This window comes from Pseudomonas sp. LBUM1666 (genome assembly GCF_059695775.1).
Map to the genome: position 1 here is coordinate 2,154,270 of NZ_CP166789.1, position 15,946 is coordinate 2,170,215.

The window sequence follows — 15,946 nt, forward strand, 5'->3', positions numbered from 1 at the left end:
AATGTTTGCGCGCTAAGTAAGTGCGAGATAAATGTAGCTCGCGAATATTTGGCGCGCAAGATAATTTTTTGAGAAGGTTTTGGTTTGAGGAGGGGGCGCTGATTGGATGTATTGAGTTAGAGCGGTCGCGGCAGGATTTTCAGCGGAAGATTTTTTTGACGGGAGGGAACGAGGTCGGAGGGACACCCCAAAACAAATGTGGGAGCGAGCTTGCTCGCGATAGCTATGTGTCAGTCAACATCAATGTTGAATGTCAGATCGCTATCGCGAGCAAGCTCGCTCCCACAGGGGATTTTTGATGGTTTGGAGATTAGAGACTGTCCTGCAGATTACTGCGCAGCGCTTGCAGCTCCGCTTGCAGTTTCTGCAGTCTCTCCAGCGTCATCCCGCTGGCGCCGAGGATGCACTGGGGAATACCGCGCGCGCGCTCCCGCAATGCACGACCCTGTTCAGTGAGTTCGACAATCACTACTCGCTCGTCTTCACGGCTGCGGGTGCGGCTGAGTAAACCTTCGACTTCCAGGCGTTTGAGCAACGGCGTCAGTGAGCCAGGATCGGTCAGCAGGCGTGTGCTGATTTCGCCTACGGTCAAACCGTCCTGTTCCCACAACACCATCATCGCCAGGTATTGCGGATAGGTCAGGCCCAGTGCTTGCAACAGCGGCTTGTAGACCTTGGTCATCAGCAGCGAGGTGGAGTGCAGGGCGAAGCAGGCCTGATTATCCAGCAGCAGGTCGTCGCAGTTATCCGGGGTGTTGCGCTCGGTGGTCATTTCGAAGCCTTGATCAGTGATCGTCATAAATCTAGCGGGCGAATCTTTAATGCACCAGACAATTCTAGCCTAGTGCCGGTCGAGGGTACTTTGCAGGGCCAGATCCCACGGCGGGATCGGGCTGAAGCGGGTCTTCAGGTATTCCAGCAATAAGCGGCTGCGGGGGTTGGGTTGTTGCTCAAGACGCAAGGCATAAATGCCGGTCGTTTCCGGTGGTGGCAGGCCGTGTTCGCAGAACAGCGGAAGCAGTTCACCGCGTAACAGGTATTCGCTGGTCAGCCAGGTTGGCAAGTGCGCGATACCCAGCCCGGCCAATGCGCCGCAGACCAAAGCCTCGGCATTGTTGGCACTCATGCGGATGCGCGCCGGGCGGTGCAAGTGCATCTGCCCGTCCCGCTCGAAACGCCAGGCGAACGGCGGGGCCAGGCCATCCCAGTCGAGGCCATCATGCTCAATCAGCTGCGCCGGGTCGGTCGGTACACCACGTCGCTGCAAATACCCAGGGCTGGCGCAGGCGATGCGCACCATGCTCGCCAGCGGCGTGGCCACCAACCGGGTATCGGCCATTTGCCCGGCGCGCAGCACCAGATCGACCTTGCCCAGATTCAAACCCTGCATGTCGACGAAACTGTCGATCAAGTGCAACTGCACGTCGAGGCCGGGGTAGAGCATTAGAAAGTCGGCAATCACCGGCGCCAGATGTCGCCGTCCGAACGCTGCCGGTGCATCGATCCGAATCAAGCCTTCCGGTGCGCTGCTCAAGGATACCGCCTCAGCCCTGGCTAGCCGCAGTTCAGCAACGATCCGCCGCGCGCGCTCGGCAAACGCCAAACCCGCCGGGGTAGCGCGCACTGCGTGGGTGCTGCGAATGAACAACTGGCTGCCGACGGCACTTTCTAGGCTGTCGATGCGCCGCGCCACCGCCGACGGGGTCAGCGGGTGGCGGCGGGACGCGGCGGAAAAACTGCCGGTTTCCAGCACATCGAGGAACAGACCCAGTTGTTCGGTTAATTGATTGGGGTTCATGGTGTTGTCGGTGCTTATGCGAAGTTGGCACAGCCATTGTGCGTTGCTGTGCGTTTCCCCACCAGCGCCGACTGCGTAGGATGAATAGCCTGACGTGAAGGGAAAATCGCCTGTGATTGAGTTTTTGATGTACCTGATGTTTGGCGCTGCCCTAGGCACCCTCGGTGGATTATTCGGCATTGGCGGTGGTTTGATCGCGATCCCGTTGCTGGGCGTGTTGTTCGGCCTCGATCAGCAGATTGCCCAGGGCACGGCGCTGGTGATGGTGGTGCCCAACGTGATGTTGGCGCTGTGGCGTTATCACCAGCGTAATCGCATTGAATTGCGCCACGCGCTGCCATTGGCTTCGATGGGGTTCTGTTTCGCCTGGATCGGTTCGATCTGGGCGGTGGGCATTGATGCGCAAACCATGCGCGTCGGATTTGTCGCGTTCCTGATTGCTCTGTCGGCCTACAACCTGGTGCGAATGTTCTGCGCCAACGCGCCGGCGTCGGCGCAGATGAATTACTCATGGCCATGGCTGGGCGTGCTCGGTGCCGCCTCCGGGACCATGGGCGGGTTGTTTGGCGTGGGCGGGGCGGTGGTGGCAACTCCGGTGCTGACCAGCCTGTTCGGCACCAGTCAGGTGGTTGCGCAGGGTTTGTCGCTGGCGCTGGCGTTGCCGAGTACTGGCGTCACGCTGGTGACTTACGCGGTGCACCATCAGGTGGACTGGATGATCGGCCTGCCCTTGGCGGTCGGCGGGCTGATGAGCATCAGTTGGGGCGTGAGAATCGCCCACGCGCTGCCGGAGCGACTGCTGCGTGGGTTGTTCTGTGGTTTTCTGGTGCTCTGCGCGGTGATGCTCGCCCTTAAAGTTTGAAGCCTTCGACGATGTGTTCGGCCAGGCACTCGGTGATCGGCGACGGATTGTGCAGGTTGCGCACCAGCATGATGCTGGCTTCGGGCAAAATCGGCAGGTCTTCAGCTTCACCGAGAATGCGCATGTCGGGCGTGATCAGGCTTTCGAGTTGCGCGGTGACGGCCAGTCCGGCGCTGACCACCGCCATGATCGCCGACAGGCTGTCGCTGTTGTATGCCACGCGGTAATCGCGACCCATGGCGTCCAGCGCATTGCAGGCCCATAAGCGGCAGAAACAATCACTGTTGAACATCGCCAGTGGCAGCGGTGTTTGCTCATGGGCGCTGAAGCATTGCGCCTCGGCCCAGACAAAATGCTCCTTGCGCAATAACTGGCCGATTTCGTTGCCCGGCTCGCGGGTGACGATGGTCAAGTCCAGGTCCTGGCGCAGCAGCAATTGTTTTGATGATTCGCAATGCACCTCGATCTGGATCAGCGGATACGTCTGGGCAAATCGCCGCAGAATCCCCGGCAAAAAACGCATCACGTAATCGTCCGGCGTTCCGATGCGCACCATGCCAACCATGTGCGGCTCGCGCAACGTATTGAACACCTCGCTGTGTAGCTTGAGGATGCGCCGGGCATAGCCGAGCAATACCTGGCCCTCGGCCGTCAGCCGCACCTGCCGTCCGTCGCGCTGGAACAATTGACGCTGCAACACATCCTCTTCCAGGCGCTTCATCTGCATGCTCACGGCGGACTGAGTGCGGTTGACCAACTCGCCGGCACGGGTAAAACCGCCCTGGTCGGCGATGGCGACAAAGGTGCGCAGCACTTCGGTGTCGATACTCGGGTAGGCAGACATTCATCAATCTCCGAGATGTGTTACATCAGAAACATTCGTTGGATTGATCTTAGCCCCGGCGCGACACTTGAGCCATCCAAACGGAGGGCAACAAGATGAAAGGTCAAAAAGGTTATGTCGACGTAGAAAAACACTCGGTGCACCTGATCTCCGATTTGCTGCACAAATTCAATCGCTGGTACGAACTGCACCGTGAGCGTGAAATGTTGGCGGGCATGAGTGATGAAGCGTTGAAGGACATCGGGCTCAGTCGTGCGGATGTCGAGCACGAAACCATCCGCCCATTCTGGGATGACCCGATGCACAAATGAGTCATACACAACTACACAAACCGTCTCCCGGTGAGGTAGGTTGCGAGCAGACAAGGAGATGCTCATGCCCGCAACACTGTCCTTTTCCATCAAACAGGCTCGGCGTCTGGCGCTGGCCGCCCAAGGGTTCAACGGGCGCCAGCCGCCGGCGGCGATCAAACCGGTTCAGCTCAATCGGCTGATTGAACGGCTGGGCATTCTGCAGATCGATTCGGTCAATGCGTTGGTGCGTTCGCACTACCTTCCCTTGTTTTCCCGCCTCGGCAATTACTCATCCGACTTGCTCGACCAGGCTGCCTGGAGTTCGGGCCGGCGACGCACGCTCTTCGAGTATTGGGGGCATGAAGCCTCGTTGCTGCCCTTGTCGATGTACCCGTTGATGCGCTGGCGCATGCTGCGCGCGACCCGTGGCGAAGATATCTATCAGCAATTGGCACGTTTCGGGCGGGAGCAGCAGGACACGATTCGCCGGGTGCTGGCCTCAGTTCAGGAACTGGGCGCGCTGGGTGCCGGAAGCCTGTCGACCCGTCAGGAACGGGCGGGTCCCTGGTGGGACTGGAGCGCGGAAAAGCATGCGCTGGAATGGTTGTTCGCCGCCGGTGAAGTGACCGTGGCCGGGCGGCGCGGGTTCGAGCGGCTTTATGATCTGCCGGAGCGGGTGATTCCTTCGGCGATTCTTGCGCAACCGCTGCTGAGTGAGGCCGAGGCCCAGCGCGGCCTGTTGCTGCATGCCGCGACAGCGTTGGGCGTCGGAACAGAAAAAGACCTGCGAGATTACTTTCGCCTGAGTCCCGGTGATGCCCGTCCGCGCTTGGCGGAACTGGTGGAGGCGGGTGAATTGCTGGCTTGTGAAGTCCAGGGCTGGCGGCAACCGGCCTATTGTCTGTCTGAGCCGAAAGTGCCGCGCAAGGTTGAGACCAGCGCCTTGCTTTCACCCTTCGACTCGTTGATTTGGGAGCGCAGTCGCACCGAGCGCCTGTTCGATTTTCGCTATCGGTTGGAGATCTATACGCCGCAGGACAAGCGGATCTACGGCTACTACGTGTTGCCGTTTTTGCACAACGAACGGATTGCCGCGCGGGTGGATCTGCGCGCCGAGCGGGCGCAGGGCAGGCTGGCGGTGCACGCTGTGCATGAGGAGGAGCCGGGGCTGGATGACGAGGGGATGCTGGCGTTGGCGGTCAATCTGCGGCGAATGGCGGATTGGTTGGGGCTTGAGCGGGTTCAGTTGAATTGCCCGCGGGCGAGTGCGGCGCGGTTGCGGGTGGCGTTGGCGCAGATTGATAGTGACTGAACTGGCCCCTTCGCGAGCAGGCTCGCTCCCACATTGGTTCTGTGTTGTTCACAAATCCAGTGTGGGAGCGAGCCTGCTCGCGAAAGCAATCTATCAGGCAACCCAAGATTTACAGATTCACCGCCGGACTTGTTTCAGCGTCTCGGCAATAAGAAACGCCAACTCCAGCGACTGATCAGCATTCATCCGCGGGTCGCAATGGGTGTGATACCGATCCGACAACCCGTCTTCCGTAATCGGCCGCGCACCACCAATGCATTCGGTGACATTCTGCCCGGTCATCTCGATGTGGATGCCGCCGGCATACGTGCCTTCCGCTTCGTGAACCTGGAAGAACTGCTTCACCTCACCAAGAATCTGCGCAAAGTCGCGGGTCTTGTAGCCGCTGCTGGCCTTGATGGTGTTGCCGTGCATCGGGTCGGAGCTCCACAGCACTTGCTTGCCTTCACGCTGCACCGCGCGGATCAGTGCCGGCAAATGATCGCCGACCTTGTTCGCACCCATCCGCGCAATCAGGTTCAGACGGCCCGGATCGTTGTCCGGGTTGAGCACGTCGATCAGGCGAATCAGGTCTTCGGGGTTCATGCTCGGGCCGACTTTGACCCCGATCGGATTGTTCACGCCGCGCAGGAACTCGACGTGAGCACCGTCGAGCTGACGGGTGCGGTCGCCGATCCACAGCATATGCGCCGAGCAATCGTAGTAATCGTTGGTCAGGCTGTCACGACGCACGAAGGCTTCTTCATAGTTCAGCAACAGCGCTTCGTGGGCGGTGAAGAAACTGGTTTCGCGCAGTTGCGGCGAGCTGTCCATGCCGCAGGCGCGCATGAAGGCCAGGGTTTCATCGATGCGATCGGCCAGGTGACTGTACTTCTCGGCCAGCGCCGAGTTGGCGATGAAGTCCAGGTTCCACTTGTGTACCTGATGCAGGTCGGCAAAACCGCCCTGGGCGAAGGCGCGCAGCAGATTCAGGGTCGCGGTGGACTGGTGGTAGGACTGGAGCAAGCGTTCCGGGTCCGGCACGCGGCTTTTTTCGTCGAAACCGATGCCGTTGACGATGTCGCCACGGTAGGCCGGCAGGGTGACGCCGTCGATGGTTTCGTCGTTGGCCGAACGCGGTTTGGCGAACTGCCCGGCCATGCGCCCGACCTTGACCACCGGGCAACCGGCGGCGAAGGTCATGACAATCGCCATTTGCAGCAGGACTTTAAAGGTGTCGCGGATTTTCGCGGCGGAGAACTCGGCGAAACTTTCGGCACAATCGCCGCCCTGCAGCAGAAACGCGCGGCCCTGGGTCACTTCGGCAAACTGACGGCGCAACTCCCGGGCTTCACCGGCAAACACCAGCGGCGGATAACTGGCCAGCGTTTGCTCGACGTGCAGCAAATGCGCTGCGTCGGGGTAATGGGGTTGTTGCTGGATCGGCAGGGCGCGCCAGCTGTCAGGGCTCCAGGGTTGGCTCATCACGGTCTCTAGTGTTTTACGCTCGGACTGTCATGTTATCAGCAATTAGTGCGTGACCTGTTCCCGTCGCTTCGCGGACAATCGCGCCTTTGCCGCTTCAACCCTGCGGTTTATTACGTTACCGGGCCCGGTAACGATCAGGAGACGAAATGACTGAGGAGCGCGTCGAGCATCTGCTCGCCGAGGTACAGGATGAGTTCGGCGTGATTCGCGTGCTGGAAGTGGCTGATTACCGTTTTCTCGAGTTCGGTGATGCCATCGAACAGAGCTGCGTGTTCACGGCTGACCCGAGCTGGCTCGAATACGATTACACAAGGGGGATGCTGATTGGCGCGTTGTGCCACGAGCAGCCGGAAAGCGCTCTGTTCCTCGGCCTCGGTGCTGGCACCTTGACCCAGGCCTGTCTCAAGTTCTTGCCGCTGGAAGACGTCGAAGCCATCGAACTGCGTCCCGACGTGCCGCGCCTGGCTATTGAATTCCTTGGGCTGGATGACGATCCGCGGCTGTATATCCGGGTGGGCGATGCGCTGGAACTGCTCGATACCGCTGAGCCGGCGGATCTGATTTTCGTCGACCTCTATACCGATGTCGGGCCGGGTGTCGGGCATCTGGCGTGGAATTTCCTGGAAAACTGTCAGAAACGCCTGAATCCGGGTGGTTGGCTGGTGATCAATCAGTGGGCCACCGATGATGGCAAGCCGTTGGGCGCCGCATTGTTTCGCGGGCTCTATCACCGGCATTACTGGGAACTGCCGGTGAAGGAGGGCAATGTGATTCTGCTCGTGCCTTCGGAGCTGGATCAGGAACTGGACATGGACGGCTTGATCGCCCGCGCCGAAGGGCTGGCGCCGCGTTTGGGGTATTCGTTGCAGTCATTGATCAAGGCCATCCGCCCGGCTACCTAAGTTGTCGTCTGCAATGACCCCATCGCGAGCAAGCTCGCTCCCACAGTGATTTGCGTCGTACACGAAACCTGTGGGAGCGAGCTTGCTCGCGATGAGGCCCTCAAAGCCAATACAAAACTAAAGTCCTTTAAAGACCCCCGGCCGCTTCTCGATCATCGACCGCACCCCTTCCTTGGCGTCTTCACTGGCCAGCAACTTCCTCACCAGCGGCGGCAATCCCTGCGCCGCCGCTGTTTCCCCTTCGTAACGCGCCTGCCTCGCAGACATCAATGTCGCTTGAACCCCCAGCGGCGCTTGCCGGGCAATCCGCTCGGCCAGTTCAATCGCCCGTGGCAGCAGGTCCTCGCTGGCCATGACTTCCTGCACCAACCCCAGGTGCAACGCCTCATGGGCGTCGAATTCATCGCCGGTCAGCAACCAGCGCATGGCATTGCCCCAACCAGCGACCTGATGCAGGCGCAACGTGGCGCCGCCGAACGGGAAGATCCCCCGTTGCACTTCTTTCTGGGCGAAACGGGTGTTGCTGGCGCACAGGTTGATATCGGCGGCCAGCATCAATTCGATACCGATGGTCAGGCAGTAGCCTTGCGCGGCGACAATCACCGGTTTGCTGACTCTGGGGCCGGCGAATACACCCCATGGATCGCAGCCGCCGGGTGGGGCCTGCCAGCCTTCAGCCAGTGCCGCGCTGGCACTGACCAGATCCAGCCCTGCGGTGAAATGCTCACCATGGCCGAACACCACCGCCACCCGCGCTTCGCTGTCGGCCTCGAACTCGCCATAGGCCAGGCTCAGTTCGTTGAGCAGGTCGAGATCGAAGGCGTTGCGTTTGGCCACTCGATCCAGGCCAATCATCAGGACATGACCGTGCCGTTCACGGCTCACACGACTGGAGCAGGGCTGATTCATGGTGCATTTCCTCGGGCGGGAAGGGGTGGGTAGGGGTATGTGAGACGGCAGGTCTGCGTCACAAGGGTGAACCGTTTTAGCGTGATCGTCAGCAGGGCTGGGCCTTGGAAAAATAGACCGTTGCCCGATTATCCGCAAAGCGTGTGACAGAACGCTGTAAACGGCAGTTTTCCGACAAATAAAGCTCCCTTTTTGAGCGAATTCCGGTATAGTGCGCGCCGGCCTTTAACCGGGCCGCGTTTAGGTAGCGCAATTCCCCGAAGTCAGCTTCGGCTGCACGTCCGCACAGCGGACTCTCCCTTGACGAATCTTTTTCATTCATTCGTTTTCGCAAATCCCCGCCGACAAAGCAGCCAGGGCGACTCTTGAGTCTTACACGGCATGCGCAGCTTTGGAGCATGGGTCTTTGCGGATGCACTTAGAGGCAGACCCATGACCCAGGAAACCGGCGGCTTCGCCGCTTTTAATCTTAATCCGAACATTCTTGCAGCCGTCATCGCGACTGGCTACGAAGAACCTTCGGCTATTCAGCAGCAATCGATCCCGATCATTATGGCCGGTCACGACATGATTGGTCAGGCGCAAACCGGTACGGGTAAAACCGCTGCGTTCGCCCTGCCGATCCTGCATCGCATCGATCCTGCTAAGCGCGAGCCGCAAGCCCTGATCCTGGCGCCAACCCGTGAGTTGGCGCTGCAAGTAGCAACCGCTTTCGAAACCTACGCCAAGCAAATGCCAGGCGTTACCGTTGTGGCCGTTTACGGCGGCGCCCCTATGGGTCCACAACTGAAAGCAATCCGTAATGGCGCGCAGATCGTTGTCGCCACTCCGGGCCGTCTGTGCGACCACCTGCGTCGCGACGAAAAAGTTCTGTCGACCGTGAACCACCTGGTTCTCGACGAAGCGGACGAAATGCTCAAACTGGGTTTCATGGACGACCTCGAAGTTATCTTCAAGTCGTTGCCTCCAACCCGTCAGACCGTATTGTTCTCGGCCACCTTGCCGCAGTCGATCCGTGCCATTGCCGAACGCCATCTGCGCGATCCGCAACACGTGAAGATCCAGACCAAGACTCAGACCGTTACCGCGATCGAACAGGCTCACCTGTTGGTTCACGCTGACCAGAAGACCTCGGCTGTATTGAGCCTGCTGGAAGTTGAAGACTTCGATGCCCTGATCATGTTCGTGCGCACCAAGCAAGCGACCCTGGACCTGGCCAGTGCCCTGGAAGCCAAAGGCTACAAAGCCGCTGCGCTGAACGGTGACATTGCTCAGAACCAACGTGAGCGCGTGATCGAGTCCCTCAAGGATGGCCGTCTGGACATCGTTGTGGCGACCGACGTTGCTGCTCGTGGTCTGGACGTTCCGCGTATCACTCACGTGTTCAACGTTGATATGCCGTACGATCCAGAGTCCTACGTTCACCGTATCGGCCGTACCGGCCGTGCCGGTCGCGAAGGTCGTGCACTGCTGCTGGTGACTCCGCGTGAGCGCCGCATGCTGCAAGTGATCGAGCGTGTAACCGGTCAGAAAGTTGCCGAAGTTCGCCTGCCGGACGCTCAGGCTGTTCTCGATGCCCGCATCAAGAAACTGACCAACAGCCTGTCGCCGCTGGTGGCTGATGCCGAATCGACCCACGGTGATCTGCTGGATCGCCTGACCGCCGACATCGGTTGCACCCCGCGTGCCCTGGCCGCTGCTCTGCTGCGCAAGGCAACCAACGCTCAGGCGCTGACCCTGGCTGCGATCGAGAAAGAACGTCCACTGGTGCCGAACAACGCACCGCGTGGCGATCGTCCAGAGCGTACCGGTGATCGTCCGGACCGTGGTGATCGTGAGCGTCGTGCTCCGGTTCCATTGGCCGAAGGTCGTGCTCGTTGCCGTACCGCGCTGGGTGCGCGTGATGGTATCGCTGCCAAGAACCTGCTGGGCGCTATCCTCAATGAGGGTGGTCTGGCTCGCGAAGCAATCGGTCGCATCCAGGTGCGTGACAGCTTCAGCCTCGTTGAGCTGCCGGAAGATGGTCTGGAGCGTCTGCTGACCAAGCTGAAGGACACTCGCGTTGCTGGTAAGCAGTTGAAGCTGCGTCGCTATCGCGAAGATTGATCCGCTCTCGGGCTGATTGATCGAACATAAAAAATCCCCGACTGGTTCGGGGATTTTTTTTGTCTGCGTTTTAGGGGGTCAGGTTTTTGACTCAGGGTTTGGCGTTAGCGTAGAGATAGTCCGTGGCCAATGACGCCAGCGTCCGCACGCCCACCACCAGCGCCGCCTCATCCACAAAGAACCCCGGATTATGGTTCGGCGCAGCCTTGCTCATGTCCTGATCTTTGGGTGTGACGCCCAAAAATACAAACAGCCCCGGCGCCTCTTTGGCGTAGAAGGAAAAATCTTCCGCCCCACCCACCAACGGCCCCTGCACCACGTCGTCCTTGGCCGCCCAGCGCAAGGTCGGCAGCATTTTCTCGGTCAGCGCCGGGTTGTTGATCGTCGGGTCATACTTTTCGATGATCGTCACTTCAGCTTTGGCACCGCCGCTTTCGGCGATTTTCTCGACGGTCTGGCGTACATCTGCGTGCAGCTTCTGGCGGATGGCGTAGTCGTAGGAGCGGATGGTGCCGCTCATGTCCACGGACTCGGGAATGATGTTGTAACGCGTGCCGCCGTTGATCGTGCCAATGCTGACCACCGACGGATAAGACGAGATGTCCGTCCGGCGGCTGACCACAGTTTGCAGGCCGACGATGGTTTGCGCGCCGACGGTGATCGGGTCGATGCCGTCCCATGGGCGCCCGGCGTGGGTCTGCTTGCCGAGAATTTTAATGCGCAGGTCATCGGAGCTGGCCAGGGTCGGGCCTGGGCGATAGGCGATCCGGCCGGCGGGGACGCCGGCCCAGACGTGCAGGCCGAAGACCGCGTCCGGTTTCGGCGATTTCATCACGCCTTCCTCAATCATCATTTTCGCTCCCCAAGTGTTTTTTCCATCGGGGATAAAATCGCTTGGGCCTTCTTCTGCCGGTTGGAAATAGAACACCACCGTGCCGGGCAAGGTGTCGCGCATGCCGGTAAGGATTTTCGCTGTGCTTAGCAGGATTGCGGTATGAGCGTCGTGACCGCAAGCGTGCATCACGTCGACTTCTATACCGAGGTAGGTGCCTTTGGCTTTCGAGGCGAAAGGCAAGTCCAAGACTTCCTTGACCGGCAACGCATCCATGTCGGCGCGCAACGCTACGGTCGGTCCGGGTAGCGCGCCTTTGAGGATGGCGACGACGCCAGTGCGGGCTACACCGGTTTTCACTTCCAGGCCCATGGCGCGGAGTTGTTTGGCGACCAGTTCCGACGTGCGTTTTTCGGTGTTGCCCAGTTCCGGATGGGCGTGGATGTCGCGGCGGGTTTCCAGCAGTTCGGGTTCCAGGGCCTTGGCCTGTTCGGCGATGTGCGTGCGGGCGTCTTCCAGTGTGTCGGCGCTGGCGTGGCCGGCCAGTGCGCCGAACAGGGTCAGCAAACACGTTTGTGCAATGCGGGTCAGCTGCATCGGGATTCTCCATGACTATTGTTTTTTGGCTTCAGTGCCTATGACTTGAGCGTCGCAGTTAAGTGCTATTCCTGCACCTGGCCGCCACCTGCCGTGATCACTTGCACACTCATGCGTGGTGTCGCCAGGTCGAGCCCGGCTTCGTCCAGGTGCCGCTTGAGTGACAGGTTGAACGCTCGGGACACTTCCCACTGCTTGATCGGCGCGGTCTTGAACCGGGCGCGGAGAATCGCGTTGCCTGACTCGAAACTCTCGACACCCTGAATCTCCAGTGGCGACCAGATGTTGCGCCGTTGCAGTGGGTCGGTGCGCATCTTCTGGCCGACGTCGCGCATTAGTTTGATCGCGTTATCGATGTCCATGTTGGAAGGTATCGCCACCCGGAAAATCGCGTAGCCGAATTCCCGGGAGTAGTTCTTGATGCTTTTGATTTCGCTGAACGGAATGGTGTGGACGATGCCGTCAATGTCCCGCAGGCGCACGGTACGAATGGTCAGCCCTTCGACGGTGCCCAGGTGGCCGCCAACGTCGACGTAGTCGTCGATGGCCAACGAATCTTCGATGATGATGAACAGCCCGGTGATCAGGTCCGCCACCAGTGACTGTGCACCGAAGCCGATCGCCAGGCCGATCACGCCGGCGCCGGCCAGCAATGGTGTGACGTTCATGCCCATGTTCGCCAGGGCGACGATCAGCGCAATGATGAAAATCGCCACGAACAACACGTTGCGGATCAGCGGCATCATTGTCTGTGCGCGGGCATTTGCCAGGCCTTTGCGCGAGCGGGTGAGGGCGTGGTGCACGGCAGTGTCGCTGAGAATCCAGATCAGCCAGGCAAAAATCAGCGTGCCGCCGAGGCTGAACAGTTTGACGCTGACTTCATGGCCTTCGCCTTCGGTGAAGCGGATCAGTGACATGCCCCAGACCCGCAGGCCGAGTTCGATGAACGCCAGCCACACCACCAAGTGGGCGAGTGTGTAGAAGAAGCTTTTCAGGCGCTCCGAATACAGCGCATGACGCTTCACGCCGCGCTGTGGTTTGAGTGAATGGCGGCGCACCAAGCCGTTGATGACCATGCACAACACCAGCAGCACGGTGCAGATCAGCGACTGGCGCAGCGCGGTGCTGGTATCGCCGGCCGAGACGAACGTGGCGAACAGCGAAATACCCACCAGCACCAGCGCCGGCATGTACCAGAAAGTCCCGAGAATTTCGATCGTGTCGCTGAGGGCGCGGCGGGTCAGGCGCCGGGACAGCGGTTGGTTGCGGATCAAGTGGGCGATGGGGCGACGGAACCGCAGGATGAACAGCCCCGTGGACAATGCCGCCAGTACGTTGGCGACCGTCGCGGCGGTGTGCGCCAGATGACTGCCAAGGCTTTCGACCAGTCGCGGATCGCTCAGGGCTTCACCGAAGGCGGCGAAACTGCCGATCAGCCACAGCGGTCGAAAGGCTTGATGCCGCAGGATGTACAAGGCGCGGTGGCGGTGTGGGCCGTCGAGCACCGAAAAGGCGATCACGCAGATCGCCGAAAAACAGGTGCCGACCACCAGCGCATAGGCCAGCACCATCGCCAGGCTTTTGCCCAGTGACGAAGGCAGGGCGTAGCTCATGTAGACCGTCATGACCAAAGCAATCAGCCACGGCCCGAGTTTGCGCAGGGCGAAGCGCAACATGTCCAGGGCCTTGGGGTGCTGCGGCAGTTCTTCGGTCAGGCCGAAGCGCATCCGCACCCGATGGCTGACCCAAATCAGCGCGGCGGCCAGCAAACTCCAGAGCATCAGGATCATGGCAAAGGCAAAGATGATCGGCAGCCATTCATCGGCCGGCAGCACCAGCGCTGTCAGTTCATCCTCGGCCAGTTTGAATTCTTCGGACCAGCGAGTGAGAGGGCTGTCTGCGCCTGAAAACTGTTTTTCGAAACTGGCCAGGGTGCCACCGATCAGTCCCAGGACGCCTACATCGGTGACCGGCTGGGCCTTTTTGGTGACATCGCGTAGCTTCTTCAAATCCGCCAGCAATTTGCTGCGTTGCTGATCGTTCTCCAGCGACTTGATGACTTCGTCCAGGGATTGCCCCAAGGGCTCTTGCGCCTCTGGCTGTTTTGCCGAGCTGTTGAGCAGGCCAGGCAAGCCGACTGCCTGGGCGGGCGCCATCGGCAGCAGCGTCATGAGGCAGACAAGGAACAAACACGGCAGGGCAAAAAGACGAGCGAACACTAGGCGGTCAACCTCGGGATGAGCGGATCGACCGAGTGTACGAGCCCGTCAAAATCAATGCGAGCCAGGGGTGAGGATTTATTCGTTGAGTTTGGCGAGGATCTTGAAAATCACGGTGGCGAGGATCATCAACATGCCGATCCACATCGCGAACACGCCGACGTTCTTGTCGCGAAAATTGAAGCCGATAGCCAGCATGATCATCCCGGCAAGAATCGGGATCAGCATGGCGTGGAACGAAGACAACGAGATCATGAGCGACTGCCTTGTCGAAAGGGGTAGTTAAAGTCTAGGTGGCTTTTGGGCGACCGGTGGTGAGGTGTATCAGAAATGAGTCACTGATGAAATCCGCTTTGTTTGTGCTGACGTCATCGCGAGCAAGCTCGCTCCCACATTGACCGCGTTCCTATGTGGGAGCGAGCTTGCTCGCGATGTTTTTGGGGATTACGGCAACTCGCGGCAGGCGTAAAACGCGCTCAGCACTTTGACCAGGTGCGCCAGATCATGGCTGCCGCACAGTTCACGGATCGAGTGCATGGCGAAGGTTGGCAGGCCGATGTCGACGGTGCGCACGCCCAGGTGGCTGGCGGTGATCGGGCCGATAGTCGAGCCGCAACCCATGTCGCTGCGCACCACGAAGCTCTGTACCGGCACTTCTTCGGCCATGCACAGGTGGCGGAAGAACCCGGCGGTTTCGCTGTTGGTGGCGTAGCGCTGGTTGCTGTTGACCTTGATCACCGGGCCGGCGTTGAGTTTCGGGCCGTGATTGGCGTCGTGCTTGTCGGCGTAGTTGGGGTGCACGCCGTGGGCGTTGTCAGCCGAGACCAGCAGGGATTTCTGAATGGTGCGCACGAATTCATCGCCTTCAGGCAGCAGGCGACGTAGCGTCTGCTCCAGCATCGGGCCGTCGGCGCCGCAGGCCGAGCAGGAACCGACTTCTTCGTGATCGTTGCAGACCAGCACGCAGGTTTCGTCGGTTTCGGTGGTCAGCAAGGCTTGCAGACCGGCATAGCACGACAGCAGGTTGTCCAGGCGCGCCCCGGCAATGAAGTCGCCATGCAGGCCGATGACCGCGGCGCTTTGGGTGTCGTAGAAGCTCAGTTCATAGTCGAGCACCACGTCGGCGTTCAAGCCATGTTCGCGGGCGAGTTGATCGGTGAGCACGGCGCGGAAGTCCACGCGCTCGTCACCGGCAAATTGCGCAAGGATCGGCGGCAGTTCGGTCTGGGCGTTGATCGCCCAGCCCATGTTGGCTTCACGGTTCAGGTGAATGGCCAGGTTCGGGATGATGGCGATCGGCGCCTTGAAGTCGACCAGCTGGCTCTCGACCTTGCCGTCACGGCGGAAGGTCACGCGGCCGGCCAGGGACAGGTCGCGGTCGAACCATGGCGCCAGCAGTGCGCCACCATAGACTTCGACACCCAGCTGCCAGAAGCCCTGACGTTGCAGTTCCGGCTGGGGTTTGACCCGCAGGCACGGGCTGTCGGTGTGCGCGCCGACCAGGCGGATACCGCCATGCAGAGGCGAATGACGGCCCATCTTGAACGCGACGATCGACGAGTCGTTACGGGTGACGTAGTAACGACCGTTGGCTTCGGTGGTCCATGGCTCGCGCTCGTCAAGGCGTTGATAGCCCGCCGCTTCCAGGCGCTGAACAAGGCTGGCGGTGGCATGGAATGGGGTAGGGGAGGCCTTGAGGAAATCGATCAGGCCTTGGTTCAACTCTTCGCGCATAAGTAGCTCCAGACAGCAATGGCGCAAGTTTAACGTATTGGCTCACGGCATTGCAGAGACAATGCCGTTCG

At 60.1% G+C, this 15,946-nt stretch carries 14 protein-coding genes; 5 read left to right on the forward strand and 9 right to left on the reverse strand.

All coding sequences use genetic code 11. From position 1 onward, the window contains the following. Positions 1 to 310 precede the first annotated feature (310 nt). The gene (locus ACA056_RS09775; protein WP_497273507.1) at positions 311 to 772 is read right to left on the reverse strand and encodes a MarR family winged helix-turn-helix transcriptional regulator; all 462 of its coding nucleotides are present in this window, start codon (positions 770 to 772) and stop codon (positions 311 to 313) included. 69 nt (positions 773 to 841) lie between these two features. After that, positions 842 to 1,798 (reverse strand): LysR family transcriptional regulator, encoded by a 957-nt coding sequence (locus tag ACA056_RS09780; protein WP_403141515.1) that lies wholly within the window; start codon positions 1,796 to 1,798, stop codon positions 842 to 844. A 112-nt stretch (positions 1,799 to 1,910) separates the two neighbouring features. Between ACA056_RS09780 and ACA056_RS09785 the strand changes: the two genes are divergently transcribed. Beyond that, positions 1,911 to 2,660, forward strand: a complete 750-nt coding sequence (locus tag ACA056_RS09785) for a sulfite exporter TauE/SafE family protein (protein WP_497272289.1) — start codon at positions 1,911 to 1,913, stop codon at positions 2,658 to 2,660. On the opposite strand, the gene ACA056_RS09790 is transcribed toward ACA056_RS09785, so the two are convergent. Beyond that, positions 2,650 to 3,504, reverse strand: a complete 855-nt coding sequence (locus tag ACA056_RS09790; protein WP_283180922.1) for a LysR substrate-binding domain-containing protein — start codon at positions 3,502 to 3,504, stop codon at positions 2,650 to 2,652. The two genes, ACA056_RS09785 and ACA056_RS09790, sit on opposite strands and share 11 nt — an antisense overlap. Before the next feature lie 95 nt (positions 3,505 to 3,599). Between ACA056_RS09790 and ACA056_RS09795 the strand changes: the two genes are divergently transcribed. Both ACA056_RS09795 and ACA056_RS09800 read left to right on the forward strand, forming a co-directional pair. After that, on the forward strand, positions 3,600 to 3,815 hold the full coding sequence (locus ACA056_RS09795; RefSeq protein ID WP_008146193.1) for a DUF1127 domain-containing protein: 216 nt from the start codon (positions 3,600 to 3,602) through the stop codon (positions 3,813 to 3,815). Positions 3,816 to 3,879: 64 nt separating this feature from the next. Then, positions 3,880 to 5,109, forward strand: a complete 1,230-nt coding sequence (locus tag ACA056_RS09800) for a winged helix-turn-helix domain-containing protein (protein WP_497272292.1) — start codon at positions 3,880 to 3,882, stop codon at positions 5,107 to 5,109. A 117-nt stretch (positions 5,110 to 5,226) separates the two neighbouring features. Here the strand turns inward: ACA056_RS09800 and ACA056_RS09805 are convergent, their stop codons facing one another. Next, positions 5,227 to 6,573: a class II 3-deoxy-7-phosphoheptulonate synthase gene (locus ACA056_RS09805; protein ID WP_461954042.1), complete on the reverse strand. Its 1,347-nt coding sequence runs from the start codon at positions 6,571 to 6,573 to the stop codon at positions 5,227 to 5,229. A 149-nt stretch (positions 6,574 to 6,722) separates the two neighbouring features. Here ACA056_RS09805 and ACA056_RS09810 point away from each other — a divergent pair, with 149 nt between their 5' ends. Further along, positions 6,723 to 7,478: a spermidine synthase gene (locus ACA056_RS09810; RefSeq protein ID WP_497272295.1), complete on the forward strand. Its 756-nt coding sequence runs from the start codon at positions 6,723 to 6,725 to the stop codon at positions 7,476 to 7,478. Between the two features lie 117 nt (positions 7,479 to 7,595). On the opposite strand, the gene ACA056_RS09815 is transcribed toward ACA056_RS09810, so the two are convergent. Then, the gene (locus tag ACA056_RS09815; protein WP_497272297.1) at positions 7,596 to 8,387 is read right to left on the reverse strand and encodes a crotonase/enoyl-CoA hydratase family protein; all 792 of its coding nucleotides are present in this window, start codon (positions 8,385 to 8,387) and stop codon (positions 7,596 to 7,598) included. 432 nt (positions 8,388 to 8,819) lie between these two features. On the opposite strand from ACA056_RS09815, the gene ACA056_RS09820 reads away from it, so the two are divergent. Beyond that, positions 8,820 to 10,493 (forward strand): DEAD/DEAH box helicase, encoded by a 1,674-nt coding sequence (locus tag ACA056_RS09820; protein WP_076027971.1) that lies wholly within the window; start codon positions 8,820 to 8,822, stop codon positions 10,491 to 10,493. 91 nt (positions 10,494 to 10,584) lie between these two features. On the opposite strand, the gene ACA056_RS09825 is transcribed toward ACA056_RS09820, so the two are convergent. The 4 genes from ACA056_RS09825 to ACA056_RS09840 all read right to left on the reverse strand — a co-directional run bounded on the left by ACA056_RS09825 (position 10,585) and on the right by ACA056_RS09840 (position 15,875). Further along, entirely contained in the window at positions 10,585 to 11,922 is a 1,338-nt protein-coding gene (locus ACA056_RS09825; protein WP_497272299.1) for an amidohydrolase, read from the reverse strand. A 65-nt stretch (positions 11,923 to 11,987) separates the two neighbouring features. Beyond that, the gene (locus tag ACA056_RS09830; RefSeq protein ID WP_497272301.1) at positions 11,988 to 14,141 is read right to left on the reverse strand and encodes a mechanosensitive ion channel family protein; all 2,154 of its coding nucleotides are present in this window, start codon (positions 14,139 to 14,141) and stop codon (positions 11,988 to 11,990) included. Positions 14,142 to 14,219: 78 nt separating this feature from the next. Then, positions 14,220 to 14,396 (reverse strand): hypothetical protein, encoded by a 177-nt coding sequence (locus ACA056_RS09835; protein WP_165353224.1) that lies wholly within the window; start codon positions 14,394 to 14,396, stop codon positions 14,220 to 14,222. A gap of 189 nt (positions 14,397 to 14,585) precedes the next feature. Next, on the reverse strand, positions 14,586 to 15,875 hold the full coding sequence (locus ACA056_RS09840; protein WP_046047516.1) for a M18 family aminopeptidase: 1,290 nt from the start codon (positions 15,873 to 15,875) through the stop codon (positions 14,586 to 14,588). Between the last annotated feature and the right edge of the window lie 71 nt (positions 15,876 to 15,946).